We start from the raw sequence: 13,023 nt of genomic DNA, 5'->3' as shown, positions 1-13,023 counted from the left end.
GCCTGACGCAGACCGTTGGACGGACAGGAGGCACCGATGGGGAGGACGGCGCGAATGGTTCTCGTTGTTCAACTGTGCGTCGGCGCGTCGTTGGTGGGGGCATCCTCGGCCTTGGACCTCTTCGATCCGTTGCGAGTCGTAAACGGCTGCCCCTCGTGGGGGGGACTGCGGTTGGGAATGACGGCGGACGAGGTGCGGGGCGAGGTGGCGAAGGAATTCGCGCTTCAGCGGCAGGAGTCGGAGTGCGGTCCTACTCCCAGTTGGTCTGCGACGGTCGAGTACCGCAAACGCTCCATCGAGTTGACGTTCGAGCTCGGCCCGGAAGGCGTGAAGAAGCTCGAAGCCATCGTGGTCACCCGACAACCAGACGACGCCGGTGTGGCGTGGGGCCGAAGCGTTCTCGGAGGCGAGGTGAAAAGACGTCTCCCTGGCCTGACCTACAAGCCATCTCGGCACGCACCCGAGATTCGGGAGGATCAGGCCGTTGCAGCCTGCTACACCTTGCCGTCATGCCCGAGTATCTTGGTCGTCCTCGAGCCGGGTTACCGTATCTCGATTGCCGGCGAGGAGCTGTTCGACTGACGAGGTCACAGGTTGCCACCGTCCGACATGGCGAGTCCTGGCTCGGACCGTTCCGCAGGAGGGAGGCGCGTGATTCGGTCGCTCGACATGCAGGACGCACGGCTCGCCGCGTGGAGCACGAGCAACCGCGTCACCGTATACCTGATGGAGCGCATCCCGCGTCCGCTCTGGCGTGCGACGATCCCCGGCATCCCGACACGCACGGTCCGGAGCGTCGCCGCGCACCTCCACAACGCGCGGTGCAGCTGGGTGAAGACCTTGGGCGGCGAGCACGGGATCCCTTCGCCGACGCGAGTCGATCCGCGGACCGTCACATCCCGGCAGCTCGTGTCGGCCTTGAAGCGGAGCGGTCGCGGCATCGCGGCCCTCTTAGAGCTCGGGATCGGTCACGGGGGCCAGGTGCCGCCCTCCAAGGCCTACGTGTGGCGGAATCTCCCGCTGGACGTCGAACACGTCCTGACGTACTTCGCCGCCCAGGAGGCGCATCATCGGGGCCAAATCGTCATGGCCGCTCGGCAGCTCGGGTACCGGCTTCCGCAGAGCGTGACGGCAGGGCTCTGGCAATGGCGCACCCGGCGGCGCGAAGCGAGCGCGTCGTCGAGCGCGGATGCCTGACCCGCGACTGCGGCGGCCGGGCGCTTGCGGCTCCGCGGATTGTGTCGCGGGTGAGGCGGATGGAGGTCGTGCGGGTGTCTCGTGGCCGGCGGGCGGTCGCCCGCCGCCGAGGCGCATTTCGTCGGATGGCTCGGAAGCGGGTGTCGTATGCGGGTCAGGCGCTTCGCCCTTGCGTGTTCGGTGCTGTTCGTCGCGGCCATCGTCTGGAACGGGCTGGTCCATCTCGTGCTGCTCCGCCGTGCGGACGCGGTGGTTCGGCACCTGTACCGTCCCGATCTCGCAGACAGAACATGGGCATTGCTGTCGGTCACCGCGGGTGTGGTCGTGCTGTTCGCCTGGGGATACAGCCGATTTGCGCGGGTGGGTTCGATTCGTGAAGGGATGGGCTACGGCGTGTTCTTCGCCCTGCTGGCAGGCGTGCTCGTGGACCTCAACCCATACGTGCTGTTCCCGATCCCAGGACGGCTTGCCGCCGCGTGGTTCCTCGGGGGGATCGTCGAGTTCGTCGTGTACGGCATCATCCTCAGCCGGTTCCATCCGCTCGCGGGTTAGCCGCGCCGCCGGACGAGCAGAGCAGGGAGGACGCATGTCGCCGAGCGCATTCCTCGATCGCGGCTCCCGGCCCACGGAACGGACGCTCGAAGCCGTTCTGGGCGAGGCGAGCGGCTCGTGGGCCGACCTGCGCGCCGCTCTCTCTTCCAGATTCGCTCCTCTGGTCGGGAGGTGGAGCTTCTCGGGAAAATCCCATGGGTGGATTCTAAAGCTCCGGCAGAAGCAGAGGACGGTACTCTACCCGGTGCCCTGTTCGGGTACCTTCGTGGCATCGTTCGCGCTAAGCGAGAAGGCCCACGAGGCAGCACAGGGGAGCACGCTTCCAGGGCGAGTACTCGAGATCCTTCGGACCGCGCCCAGGTACCTTGAGGGCCGGGGAGTGCGGATCGAGGTGCACGACAAGAAGGACCTGGCGAGCGTCGAAACGCTGGCGTCGATCAAGATGGCGAACTGATGGCGGGTGAAGGGTGGATGCGCGGGACACCGTCGAGACGGCGGACCGCCACCCGCCGCTACTTCCGCTGCGCTCCCCGGAGCGCCTGGTCGAGGTCGGCGATGACGTCGTCCGGGTGCTCGCCGCCCACGCAGAGCCGGACCATGTTCGGCGGGATGCCCGCGAGCTTCCGGCCGGTCTCCCCCTGCTGCTGGTGGGTCGAGATCGCGGGGATCGTGGCCACGCTCTTGATCCTTCCGAGGTCCGTCGCCCTCCAGATCCGCTTAAGGCCGTCGAAGAACTTCCTCGCGGTCTCGGCGCCGCCCTTGACGCAGAACGACATCAGGTGGCCGTAACGGTTGACCGGCTTCCCGTACTGCTCGTCCAGCTCCGCGTCCACGAGCCACAGGTAGCGGCTGGCCAGCTCGTGGAGCGGGTGGTCCGGCAGGCCCAGGTACTCGACGCTCTCGACCGCAGGGTGCCCCTCGAGGTACTCGGCCACCTTCATCGTGCTCCGGCTCATCAGGTCCACCTTGGACCTCAGCGTCCTCATGTCGTTGAGCGTCATGATCGCCTGCATCGGGTGCAGGTTCGGGCCGTAGTCCCGGTTCGGGAGGTACTTGATGTAGAGCGAGAAGTCGTTCCGGAGCGCTTCGTTGGGAATGCTCGTGACGATCCCCTTGCGCGCGATCACCGCGCCGCAGATCCCGAAGCCGCTCGACGTCAGGGTCTTGGTGGTGGACTGGACCACGATGTCGGCCCCGTGGCAGATCGGCCGCAGGAGCGCCGGCGTCGCCACGGTGCTGTCCACGATCAACGGGAGGTTGTGGGCGTGGGCGAGGTCGGCCACCGCGCGGACGTCGAAGAACCCCTGCTGCGGGTTGCTCGGAAGCTCGCCGTAGAGGAACCGGGTGTTCTCGTCGATCTTCGATTCCCACTCGTCCAGGCTCGTCGGGTCCCCGATCCACCGGCACTCGACGTCGCGCTCCTGCTGGAGGCGGACGTTGAACTGCTGGAAGGTCCCCCCGTAGCACTGCGCGGTGGCCACGAAGTTGCGGGACTCGAACGTGTTGTGCCGGATGTGCATCAGAAACGGCTGCACCGCGGTCATGATCGCGGCCATTCCCGAGGAGGTGGAGCAGCACGAAGTCTCGCCGTCGAAGCCGTATCCCTCGAGGAGCGCCAGCGTCCACTCGTAGTAGTAGGTCGAGGGGTTCGCGATCCTCGAGTAGCACCAGGTGGGGATCAGGTACGCCAGGGCAGCGGCCATCTCGTCGGAATCGCGGTAGGCCTGCGACGAGCTCATGAAGATCGGCTCGATGATCGACCCCTGGTAGTCCTCGATGGCGTCCTCCACCGAGTAGAGACCGTGGACGGCGATCGTGTCGAACCTCCACTTCTTGACCACGTCGCGGATGTACCTCGATCGCCGCTCGAGGTACTCGGCGCTCCGCTCGATGTACCTGCGCATGCCCGGCGTGACCAGGACGTCCTCTGCGACCGTCATGTCGACCTCCCGCGAAGGGCCGGATCGGTTGGAGCTTGGGGTGCACCATACACCAAACGCCGGCTCGGGCACAACGCGGAAGACCGGCTCCGATCGGCTTTCGGCGGAGAAACCCCCTGTACTATGATGGGTCGCGGGGGCAGGTCATCATGAGCGGCGAACCCATCCTTTTCTACAGCACGAACCGGCAGGTGCCACGCGTCACGCTGCGCGATGCGCTCCTCGAGGGACAGGCCGCGGACCGCGGGCTCTTCATGCCGGAGCTTTTCCCCAAGATCCTCCCGGCCGAGATGGCGGAGTTCAAGGACCGCGGTTACCCGGAGATCGCTCTTGCCGTCCTCGAGCGATTCACCGCCGGGATCATCCCGAACGACCGGCTGAGGGCGCTCTGCGAGGACGCCTACTCCTACGACGTCCCGCTCGAGCACGTCGAGGGGCGAAAGCACCTGCTGCGGCTCGACCGCGGGCCCACCGCGTCGTTCAAGGACTTCGCGGCGCGGATGATGGCTCGTTGGATGAGCGTTCTCATGGAGGGGGACCCGTCCGAGCTGGTCATCCTCACGGCGACGTCCGGCGACACCGGGAGCGCCGTGGCCCACGCCTACCACGGCGTGCCGCGGGTCCGGGTGGTCGTGCTGTTCCCCGTCGCGGAGGTCAGCAGAAGGCAGCGCAAGCAGATGACGACGCTGGGCGGGAACGTGACCACCCTGGGCATCGACGGGAAGTTCGACGACTGCCAGGCGATGGTGAAGCGCGCGTTCTCCGACCCCGACCTCTCCGGGATCAGGCTCACCTCCGCGAACTCGATCAACATCGGCCGCCTCCTCCCGCAGGCGGTGTACTACGTGTACGCCTACGCCCGGCTGGCGCGGGCGCGCGAGATGGAGCCGATCGTGTTCGCCGTTCCTTCCGGGAACTTCGGCGACATGATGGGGGCGGTGATCGCGGCGCGGCTCGGCGTGCCCATCTCCCGGCTCGTGATCGCCACCAACGCCAACGACGAGGTCCCGCGGTTCATCGCGACCGGCGTCTACGAGAAGATCGTGCCCAGTCTCGTCTGCATCTCGAACGCGATGAACGTCGGGCACCCGTCGAACCTCGCGCGCCTCGTGGACGCGTACGGCGGGTGGATGGACGAGACGGGCCGGCTGCGCGAGCCGCCGGACATGGGGCGCCTCCGGCACGACATCCACGCGGTCAGCATCTCCGACGAGGAGACGCGAGCGACGATCCGCGGCGCGTGGGAGCGGCACCACGTGCTGCTCGAGCCGCACGGCGCGGTGGGCTGGGCGGGGCTCCTTCGCTACCTGGACTCGCTCCCCGACGGAGCGGACCCGCTGGCGGTGTCGGTGGAGACCGCCCACCCCGCGAAATTCCCCGAGGAGATCCAGTCGCTCCTGGGCATCGACCCCGAGGTCCCGAAGAGCCTCGAGGGGATCGAGGACCGGGAAGAGTCGTACGGCCGCGGGACCGTCGACTACGAGCCGTTCAAGCGGCTCCTGCTGGAGCGGTTCGCGACCTCCTGATCTCAGATCAGCTTCTTGATGGCGGCGAGGGCGTCCTCGACGTCCACCTGCAGGGTGGCCAGCTCGAGGTCGTCGAGGCCGAGCCGCTCGATCGCGGGGACCTCGCTCAGGTTCATGTCGGGGTCCGGGCGCGGGTGCGTCCCCATCTTGCGCGAGATCGCGTCGGCGGCCTGGACGCGGACGAGGAGGAGGTCGGGGGAGCCGTGCAGCTCGTCGTGGTGGTGCTGGGCGACGCGGCAGATCGACTCGGGGAGCTTCCAGCGCGTCAGCGTCCGGTGGCCCAGCTCGGTGTGCAGGAGGTCGAGGAGGTCGTCCAGCACCGGGGGGGTGAGGGAGGTGCCGGCGCCCTTGCGCTGCAGCACGTCCACCCCCTTGAGGACCAGGAGCTTCCCGGTGTCGTGGAGGAGGCCGGCGAGATACGCCTCCTCGGGGTCGCCCCCGCCTCGGACGGTCAGGTACCTCGCGGTCAGCGCGGTGGCGACCGCGTGATCCCACAGGACGCGGAGCAGGTCCTGCCGGGCGGGATCCCTCGTCTCGAAGTTCCCGCGGTGGAGAAGGGCGGTCACGACGGAGCCCACGTGCCTGAGGCCGAGCCTCGTCACCGCCTGGCTCAGGTCGGTCACCTCCCTGAGTCCGCCGAACGCCGCGGAGTTGGCCATGCGGAGCAGCGTGGCCGCCACCGCTTGGTCGTTGCGGACGAGCTCGGCGACGCACCTCGAGTCGGCGCGGCTCTCGTCGTGGAGCAGGTCCAGGATGCGTCTCGCCAGCTCGGGGAGCGGGGGCAGGCTCAGGTCCCCCTTGAGAACGGCCTCGCGGATCCGGTCGGCCAGCGATCGTGCGGAAGACTCGACCATCGTCGTCATCGCGGCCTCCCGACCGAGGCGATCTCCTGGAGGACCACGGGGCGCCGTGCGCCGGCGTCCCGCGGGGCGTTGGTCGCGATCTCCGTCAGGGAGGTGAGCCCCGCCATGGCCTTGAGCAGCCCGTCCTCCTGCAGCGTGAGGAACGAGGGAAGCTGCCGCGCCAGGGCCCGAAGCTCCTTCGACGGCGCGCGCCTCAGGACCGCGTCCCTGAAATCGTCGTCCGGGAGGAGGACCTCGTGGATACCGAGGCGCCCCTTGTACCCGGTGCCCGAGCACCGCGAGCACCCGGCTCCCGCCATCAGCGGGATGCCGTTCAAATCGGAGCGTTCCAGGCCGAGGAACCTGAGGTCCTCCCTCGTCGGCTCCGCCGGCTTCATGCACTCGGGGCAGACGCGCCGCACCAGCCGCTGCGCCACGATCCCGGCGAGGGTGGACGAGACCAGGAACGGCTCGACGCCCATGTCGAGGAGCCGGATCACCGCGCCCACCGCATCCTCGGTGTGGAAGGTCGAGAACACCTTGTGGCCGGTCAGCGCCGCCTCGACGCCGAGCGCCGCGGTCGTGGGATCCCGGACCTCGCCGACCACGATGATGTCCGGGTCCTGGCGGACGATCGCCTTGAGCGAGTCGGCGAACGTCGGGCCGGTCTTGTTGTTCACCGAGCACTGGGTCACGCCGTCCAGGACGTACTCCACCGGGTCCTCGCAGGAGATCACCTTGATGGACGCGTCGTTCACGTAGTCGACGAACGAGTACAGCGTGGTGGTCTTCCCGCTTCCCGTCGGCCCGGTGACGAGGACGAGCCCCGACGAGGTCCGGAGCACCACGTCCCGGAGCGTCGCGAGCACCCGCGGCGCGAATCCCAGGTCGTCCAGCGGCACCAGCCCCCGCTTCCGATCGAGGAGCCTCAGCACCAGCGTCTCGCCGAACATCGCCGCGTACGACGAGACGCGGATGTCCACCTCTCGCCCCTCCACTTTGACCACGATCCGGCCGTCCTGGTGGAGGCGCCTCTCGGCGATGTCCGCTCCCGCCAGCACCTTGACCCGCGAGACGACCCGTGGAGCGAAGTCGGCGGGGAGGTCGGTGAGGTTGCGCAGGACCCCGTCGACGCGGACCCGGATGCGGATCTTGCTCTCCTGCGGCTCGATGTGGAGGTCGCTGGCGCCGAGCTGGATCGCCCGGAGGAGCAGGTAATCCACGATCTGGACCGCCCCCTCGCCCGTCTCGTCCTCGGACGCCTCCTCCTGGATCTCGCGGTACTGGAGGCTCGAGCCTTCCGTGCCCGCCTTCCCGTCCTGGAGTCGCTCGAGGGTCTGAATCGCCTCCGCGATCCGGGCGGAGGTGGCACAGCACGGCCGCACCGGAACCCCGTAGATCCGCTCCAGCTCGGCGCGGACCTGCCGCTCGAGAGGATCGGCCATGATCGCGGTCAGGGTCCCGTCGACCACGCGCAGCGGCAGCACCTTGTGCCGCGACAGGTACGGGAGCGAGGTCTTCTTGAGCAGCTCGAGGTCGACGAGGCCGACCTCGGGCTCGACGTACGCCATGTCGTACTTCGAAGCGAGCGCCCTCAGGAACTGCTCCTCGCTGACGAGCCCGTCCTCCACGAGGAGCGAGCGCTCTCCGCGGGAGGGCGACTTGACCTTGGCGATCCTGTAGGCGGTCAGCCCGTGCTCGCTCAGGGCCCCGTCCTCGAGGAGGATCGACTCGAGGCTCAGCTCCGCACGGTGGAGCCGGACGATCCGGTCGTACTCCGCCCGCGCGAGCTGGCCCAGCTCGACGAGAATCTCGCCCACGGGCCGCGCCGAGGCGAGGCGCCCGGCGATGCGGCGGGTGCGATCCAGCTGGGCCTCGGTGACGACTCCCTCCCGAAGCAGGAGCGACTCGAGATCGGAAGCCTGTGTGGTTTCGAGCACGCTTCCCCCATGAGCCCTGCAGCCCTTGACGATTCCCTATCGGCTCGGAGAGCCAGAACTTGAGGCCGGAGCCGGGGTTTCGAGCCGCGTCAGCCTCTTCCTCAGCCCCCGCCAGTGGAGGGAGAGGGAGAGGAGGCTGGAGCAGATCTCCCAGAATCCTCTCTCGCAGCTCCCGGGGGGCGACTCGTGCACGGTGCCGTAGACCACGAGAGCGCCGAACGCGGCACCGTCGCAGGCGAGCGGCGCGACCAGGGCCGAGAGGACCCCCTGCGCCTCGGGGGGCGCCGAGTCGAAGAAGACCTCTCCCGCCAGGTCCTCGATCCAGCGCACCGAGGCCCCCTGGCAGAGGCGGAAAGCGGCGCTGCCGAGCGACGGCGCGACCGCGGCGTTCAGCGGGTCCTTGCCGCCCGGCACGACCTCGCGATCTTCCATCACCTTCTCCCCCGGCCGGAAAACCAGGAGCGATCCCCGGCTGCGTCCGCACGCCGTGAGGAGCATGGGCACCAGTCCTTTGGGGAGCGCGGCCCGGGAGGGATCGACCACGGCGGGGGTGAGCCGCCCCAGCGCCTCGAGCATGCTCCCCCGGAGCTCGTTCGCGGCCTGGGCGCCGTGCAGGTCGTCGAGCTTCTCGGCCAGCTCCATGTTGGTCTTGACGGCCTCGGAGAGCAGGGTCTCCTGGTCGAGGATCCGCCGGTCCCGCCCCTTCTCGGCCCATTTCTCGTGGTAGGCGGCCATGTCCACCCGGTGGTCGAACGCGGCGGGCGCGGTCTCGGGAATCGAGGGAGCGCGCGTCCGGGCCTGCTCGAGGGCGAGGTCCACCGTGTGGTCCAGAAGCTCCGGCGTCGCCGGGCTCCGGCTCGCCCGGGCGTACGCCTGTCGGAGCGCGGCCTTCAGCGCGGCGGCGAAGGTCTCGACGACCCCCGCGCCCGTGATCGCCACCGCCTCCTGCGCCGGGTACTCCCGGGCGTTCAGCTCCGCCGCCAGCTCCGCCACGGGCCGGACGCCGGGGAGGTCGCGCTTGTTCCACTGGAGGACGGTCGGGATCTTGTCGGGATCGAGGCCGTTCGACTTCAGGTTCATCCTGAGGTTGTCGAGCATCCAGTGGTTGGCCTTCGCCTCCGAAGGGGAGGAGTCCACGACCAGCACCACCGCGTCCGCCCCGGCGAGGACCTGCCGCCGGGTGATCTCGTAGTGGACCTGGCCGGGGACCGTGTAGGCCTTGACGTGAACCGTGAGCCCGCCCACCCGGCCGAGGTCCACCGGGAGGAGGTCGAAGAACAGGGTCCGGTCGTCCTGAGTCGCGATGGCCACGAGGCCATGCTGGCCGTCGGGGTCCGTGAGACGGTGCAGGGTCACGAGGTTCGCGGTCTTCCCCGCCAGCGCGCAGCCGTAGTAGACGACCTTGAGGGTGATCGTCTTGCCGGCGATGTCCAGGACCGCCACGATACGCCTCCCGCCGCGGCGGGCTCAACGCGGAACGGGGCCTTCCGAGGCCTCGGTGAGGATCACCAGGTCGACGCGGCGGTTCAGCGCACGCCCGTCGGCGGTGGCGTTGTCGCCGACCGGACGGTACTCCGCGAACCCGGTCGCCGAGAGACGGAGCGGGTCGTACCCCTGCTGCTCGACCAGGTACCGCACGATGGTGGTGGCGCGGACGGTGGACAGCTCCCAGTTGGACGGGAATTGCTGCGTGCTGATCGGCACGTTGTCGGTGTGGCCCTCGACGGCGATCGGGGCATCGGCGACCTTGAGCGTCTCGGCGAGGTCGTGGAGCGTGGGGAGCGCGTCGGCGCGCACCTGGGCGGAGCCGGTGTCGAAGAAGCCCGCCTCGGAGAGGCTGACGGTCACGCCCCGCCGGTCCAGGCGGACGCGGAGCTTGTCCTGGAGCCGCGATCGCAGGAGCATCCGCTGGAGCGCCCGCCGCACCTCCGAGGATCGCCGGGACGGGATCGTGCCCGTCACCACGGTGATCTTCGGCGGGGCGAGATTCGGCCTCACCCCGATCCCCCCCCCCGTGGAGGGCGACGCCACGATGGGCTGGGGCCTGCTCTCCGGGAACACGCCCTTCATCTCGAACGCGACGTTCACCGACTCCACGAATCGACCCAGCTTCTGCGCGTCGACCTGCGAGATCGCGAACATGACCACGAAGAACGCGAACATCAGCGTGATGAAGTCCGCGTACGACACGAGCCACCGCTCGTGGCTCACGTGGTCGGCCTCTTTCTTCCTCACGGCGTCGTCACCGTCAGGCCGCCGCCCGAGGAGCTGCCTTCTTCGCGGCCTGGGCCGGCTCGGCGGCCTTCTGCTTCTCGTGGATGAACGCGGAGAGCTTCTCCTCGATGAGCTTCGGGTTCTGGCCCTCCTGGATCGCGATGGCGCCGTGCATCATCATCTCGCGGAGCACCATGTCCGCGCGGTGCTTCACCTTGAGCTTCCCGCCGGCGGGCAGGAAGACGATGTTCGCGGAGCCGACGCCGTAGATCGTCGCCACGAATGCCACCGCGATCCCCTCGCCGACCTTGGCCACGTCCGACAGGTTCTGCATGACGTGGATCAGGCCGAGGACCGCGCCGAGGATGCCGATGGTCGGAGCGTAGCCGCCCGCCGCCTCGTACACCTTCGCGGAGAGGTCGCCCTGCTCGTCCATCTCCTGCAGCTCGAGCTCGAGGGTCTCGTGCATGGTCTTGGAGTCGACGCCGTCCACCGCCATGAGGATCGCGCGCTTCAGGAACGGGTCCGACGCCTTCTGGGCCTCGCCCTCGAGCGAGATGATCCCCCTTCGTCTCGATATAGAGGCCGGGCCGATGCGATCCGGTCTCGGCAATGTCGATCACGTCTTCCAGGCGAAGAATGCGGAGACCGCGAAACGAATCGCGAGCCCGATCGGAAGCCTGCCGATTAAACCAGGACCCGGCATCCAACTGCTGCAACTCGGCAAAGGTAAACGTGTCGATGGTGTCCTTCTCGCGACCGGGGAACACATCGGCGACATTGGTGGTGCGAGAGAGATCGTCGTCATGCAAGGCAATGAGCACACCGTCTTTGGTGCGCTGAATGTCAAACTCAAGGTAGTCCGCGCCCAGCTCGCGAGCCAACAAATAGGCGGGCCTCGTCTCTTCCGGCGCGAGATAAGAAGCGCCGCGATGGGCGATAACGGCGGGGCGAGCAATCCCTAACGCCTGGACCAGTTTCTTGCCCAGCGAAGGCTCACTGATGAGCCTGGAGACAATCAGCAGGCCCGTCACTAGCACACTTGCAGCGGCAACCGTGGCGAGGAGGACTTTGAACCAATAGACCATAGGGCTCTTCCTCTACCATTTTCCCCCTGTCAAGCACGTGGCGCTTGGACCAAAACCACCGCGATGGCGGGCCACTTGGCTTCGGTGGGCCGAATCCCCTACGATGTCGCGTCATGTTGCCTCCCGAACGGACGCCGCGTCAACGGATCATCGACTTGATCACCGGCACCAGGCTGTCGTCTCACCAGTTGGCACAGATGCTGGGCCTTCCCGAGCGACTGGTCGAGGAGCATCTCACTCACGTCGTGAAAACGTTGGCCAGAGATCCTTTGCGCCGATTCATCCTCGAACCGTCTGTCTGTCCGGATTGTGGCTTCATCTTTCGTGATCGAACGAAACTGACCAGGCCATGTCGCTGTCCTAAGTGCCGCGGCGAAGGCATCACCGCCCCCCGATACGGCATTGAGCCGACATAGCCCCCACGAACAGGCTCTGTCGCTTCTCACATTTCCCTTTGGCACCAGGCCCCGCTCATCTAGAGTGGTAGCAGTATTCGCGTAGCCTCCAACACGACCTCCGCCACATCGACCATGCCTGCCTGAATCTCCTTGAGTCCTGGCAAAAACTCCACGAAGCGACAGGGGGTCGGGTGCATCTGGATTGGAACAAGTTGCACGGAATCTCGTATCATGTGAGAAAAGAACCGCGGAACGCCACCTGGTGGCAGAAGTGGTTAGAGTAACAGGAGGCTGCATGACACGATCCCTAGCCATGATACTGTGCGCCTGCGTGCTCGCCGTCGCCGCCTGCAGCGGGGACAAGCCGAAGGAACTGCTCGAGACCGCCGAGTTTGAAGAGCGGCAACACAATGTCGCGCACGCCAAACAGCTCTACGAAGATGTGATCCGGCTCTATCCAACCAGCAAGGAAGCCGAGACGGCCCGAGCACGTCTCGCCTCGCTTACCCCCGCTCAATAGGCCATCGTTTCGGCCGCCAGGGGATCAACATATTCGTTGTCTGCTGATAGACCCGATACTCCTCGCCACGGCTTGCCAGCGCCTGCGCTTCTGCCAACGGAATCCCCGTCACTCTAACCAACGCCCATCCCATCGCTACTGGCCCGGTCCATGTGAGCATCCAGCCGGGCGTACCGATTGCCATGACGACATAGGCCCACCAGTGCAGCCATTCGAAGAAATAATTCGGGTGGCGCGAGAAGTACCAGAGTCCGTCGCGGCAGACACGATCACGATTCCATGATTTAGAGCGGAACTGCGCGAGTTGCCAGTCGGCCACGGCTTCACCAGTGACAGCGACAATCCAGATCAGCAAGCCGACGAGTTCGATCAGCGCGAATGGGGGTCGTGGATTTTGGATAAGAACCAGAAACGGGAGAGAGAAGCCCGCCACGGCAAGCGCTTGCAGTTGAAAATAGCCGAACATCTTGAGCCGCTCAGACCCACCCCATTGCTCCCGCAGGCGGCGATAGCGAGCGTCCTCGGTCTTACCGATCACACGATTGAGGAGGATGTAGAACCCTAGTCGCCCCGCATAGAGCACGACCAAAACAGCCACGAGGGTTTTCCGCTCGATCTCTCCGGTGGCCTGCGTGGCGTACCACAGCACGACCGCCATGAGGCCCATGCACCAACCGACATCCGCGATCGAGGCATTGCGCACGCGCAGTTGCAGGACCCAGAGCCCAGCCATGACAACAGCCATGGCCAGATAAGCTGTGAGGACGAGGGACAGAGGATCCGATCCCATCATCGCGTTCTCCGAT

The 13,023-nt window shown here is 67.2% G+C and carries 13 protein-coding genes and 1 pseudogene; 6 read left to right on the top strand and 8 right to left on the bottom strand.

The window, feature by feature from the left end:
* Positions 1-36: 36 nt before the first annotated feature.
* The 4 genes from LAO51_08890 (at position 37) to LAO51_08875 (ending at position 2,203) form a co-directional block, all read left to right on the top strand.
* Positions 37-582, top strand: a complete 546-nt coding sequence (locus LAO51_08890; protein MBZ5638855.1) for a hypothetical protein — start codon at positions 37-39, stop codon at positions 580-582.
* A gap of 69 nt (positions 583-651) precedes the next feature.
* Positions 652-1,197: a DinB family protein gene (locus LAO51_08885; GenBank protein MBZ5638854.1), complete on the top strand. Its 546-nt coding sequence runs from the start codon at positions 652-654 to the stop codon at positions 1,195-1,197.
* Between the two features lie 147 nt (positions 1,198-1,344).
* Complete coding sequence (locus LAO51_08880; GenBank protein MBZ5638853.1) at positions 1,345-1,749, top strand: hypothetical protein; 405 nt, start codon at positions 1,345-1,347, stop codon at positions 1,747-1,749.
* A gap of 34 nt (positions 1,750-1,783) precedes the next feature.
* The gene (locus LAO51_08875; GenBank protein MBZ5638852.1) at positions 1,784-2,203 is read left to right on the top strand and encodes a DUF3788 domain-containing protein; all 420 of its coding nucleotides are present in this window, start codon (positions 1,784-1,786) and stop codon (positions 2,201-2,203) included.
* 58 nt (positions 2,204-2,261) lie between these two features.
* Here LAO51_08875 and LAO51_08870 read toward each other — a convergent pair whose 3' ends face one another.
* Positions 2,262-3,689, bottom strand: a complete 1,428-nt coding sequence (locus LAO51_08870) for a PLP-dependent transferase (GenBank protein MBZ5638851.1) — start codon at positions 3,687-3,689, stop codon at positions 2,262-2,264.
* A 149-nt stretch (positions 3,690-3,838) separates the two neighbouring features.
* On the opposite strand from LAO51_08870, the gene thrC reads away from it, so the two are divergent.
* A complete protein-coding gene (gene thrC, locus LAO51_08865) occupies positions 3,839-5,215 on the top strand; it encodes a threonine synthase (protein MBZ5638850.1) in 1,377 nt (458 codons plus the stop codon).
* 2 nt (positions 5,216-5,217) lie between these two features.
* Here thrC and LAO51_08860 read toward each other — a convergent pair whose 3' ends face one another.
* From LAO51_08860 to LAO51_08835, 6 genes and pseudogenes are all read right to left on the bottom strand, one after another.
* Positions 5,218-6,078 (bottom strand): HDOD domain-containing protein, encoded by an 861-nt coding sequence (locus LAO51_08860; GenBank protein ID MBZ5638849.1) that lies wholly within the window; start codon positions 6,076-6,078, stop codon positions 5,218-5,220.
* Positions 6,075-7,997 (bottom strand): GspE/PulE family protein, encoded by a 1,923-nt coding sequence (locus LAO51_08855; protein MBZ5638848.1) that lies wholly within the window; start codon positions 7,995-7,997, stop codon positions 6,075-6,077. Before LAO51_08855 ends, LAO51_08860 begins: the two co-directional genes overlap by 4 nt.
* A gap of 36 nt (positions 7,998-8,033) precedes the next feature.
* Complete coding sequence (locus LAO51_08850; GenBank protein MBZ5638847.1) at positions 8,034-9,440, bottom strand: GTPase domain-containing protein; 1,407 nt, start codon at positions 9,438-9,440, stop codon at positions 8,034-8,036.
* 24 nt (positions 9,441-9,464) lie between these two features.
* Positions 9,465-10,232, bottom strand: coding sequence for an OmpA family protein (locus LAO51_08845; protein MBZ5638846.1), 768 nt, complete (start codon positions 10,230-10,232; stop codon positions 9,465-9,467).
* A gap of 13 nt (positions 10,233-10,245) precedes the next feature.
* Positions 10,246-10,824, bottom strand: a complete 579-nt coding sequence (locus LAO51_08840) for a MotA/TolQ/ExbB proton channel family protein (protein ID MBZ5638845.1) — start codon at positions 10,822-10,824, stop codon at positions 10,246-10,248.
* Positions 10,778-11,299: pseudogene (locus tag LAO51_08835) on the bottom strand (glycerophosphodiester phosphodiesterase). Before LAO51_08835 ends, LAO51_08840 begins: the two are co-directional and overlap by 47 nt.
* A 693-nt stretch (positions 11,300-11,992) precedes the next feature.
* Between LAO51_08835 and LAO51_08830 the strand changes: the two are divergent.
* Positions 11,993-12,217 carry a hypothetical protein gene (locus LAO51_08830; GenBank protein ID MBZ5638844.1) on the top strand — a complete coding sequence of 75 codons (225 nt, stop codon included), beginning with the start codon at positions 11,993-11,995 and terminating at the stop codon, positions 12,215-12,217.
* Here the strand turns inward: LAO51_08830 and LAO51_08825 are convergent.
* Positions 12,201-13,007, bottom strand: coding sequence for a DUF1295 domain-containing protein (locus LAO51_08825; protein ID MBZ5638843.1), 807 nt, complete (start codon positions 13,005-13,007; stop codon positions 12,201-12,203). The two genes, LAO51_08830 and LAO51_08825, sit on opposite strands and share 17 nt — an antisense overlap.
* Positions 13,008-13,023: the final 16 nt, after the last annotated feature.

Source organism: Terriglobia bacterium (assembly GCA_020073205.1).
GTDB lineage: Bacteria > Acidobacteriota > Polarisedimenticolia > Polarisedimenticolales > JAIQFR01 > JAIQFR01.
Note: the sequence above shows the minus strand (reverse complement) of the source record. Positions and strands in the feature narration are given on the sequence as shown.

What these genes read in the sequence shown, in the direction of transcription:
- LAO51_08890 (MBZ5638855.1), top strand. Translation starts at nt 37, where the DNA reads ATGGGGAGGACGGCGCGAATGGTTCTCGTTGTTCAACTGTGCGTCGGC.
- LAO51_08880 (MBZ5638853.1), top strand. Translation starts at nt 1,345, where the DNA reads ATGCGGGTCAGGCGCTTCGCCCTTGCGTGTTCGGTGCTGTTCGTCGCG.
- LAO51_08875 (MBZ5638852.1), top strand. Translation starts at nt 1,784, where the DNA reads ATGTCGCCGAGCGCATTCCTCGATCGCGGCTCCCGGCCCACGGAACGG.
- LAO51_08870 (MBZ5638851.1), bottom strand. Translation starts at nt 3,689, where the DNA reads ATGACGGTCGCAGAGGACGTCCTGGTCACGCCGGGCATGCGCAGGTAC.
- thrC (MBZ5638850.1), top strand. Translation starts at nt 3,839, where the DNA reads ATGAGCGGCGAACCCATCCTTTTCTACAGCACGAACCGGCAGGTGCCA.
- LAO51_08860 (MBZ5638849.1), bottom strand. Translation starts at nt 6,078, where the DNA reads ATGACGACGATGGTCGAGTCTTCCGCACGATCGCTGGCCGACCGGATC.
- LAO51_08830 (MBZ5638844.1), top strand. Translation starts at nt 11,993, where the DNA reads ATGACACGATCCCTAGCCATGATACTGTGCGCCTGCGTGCTCGCCGTC.
- LAO51_08825 (MBZ5638843.1), bottom strand. Translation starts at nt 13,007, where the DNA reads ATGGGATCGGATCCTCTGTCCCTCGTCCTCACAGCTTATCTGGCCATG.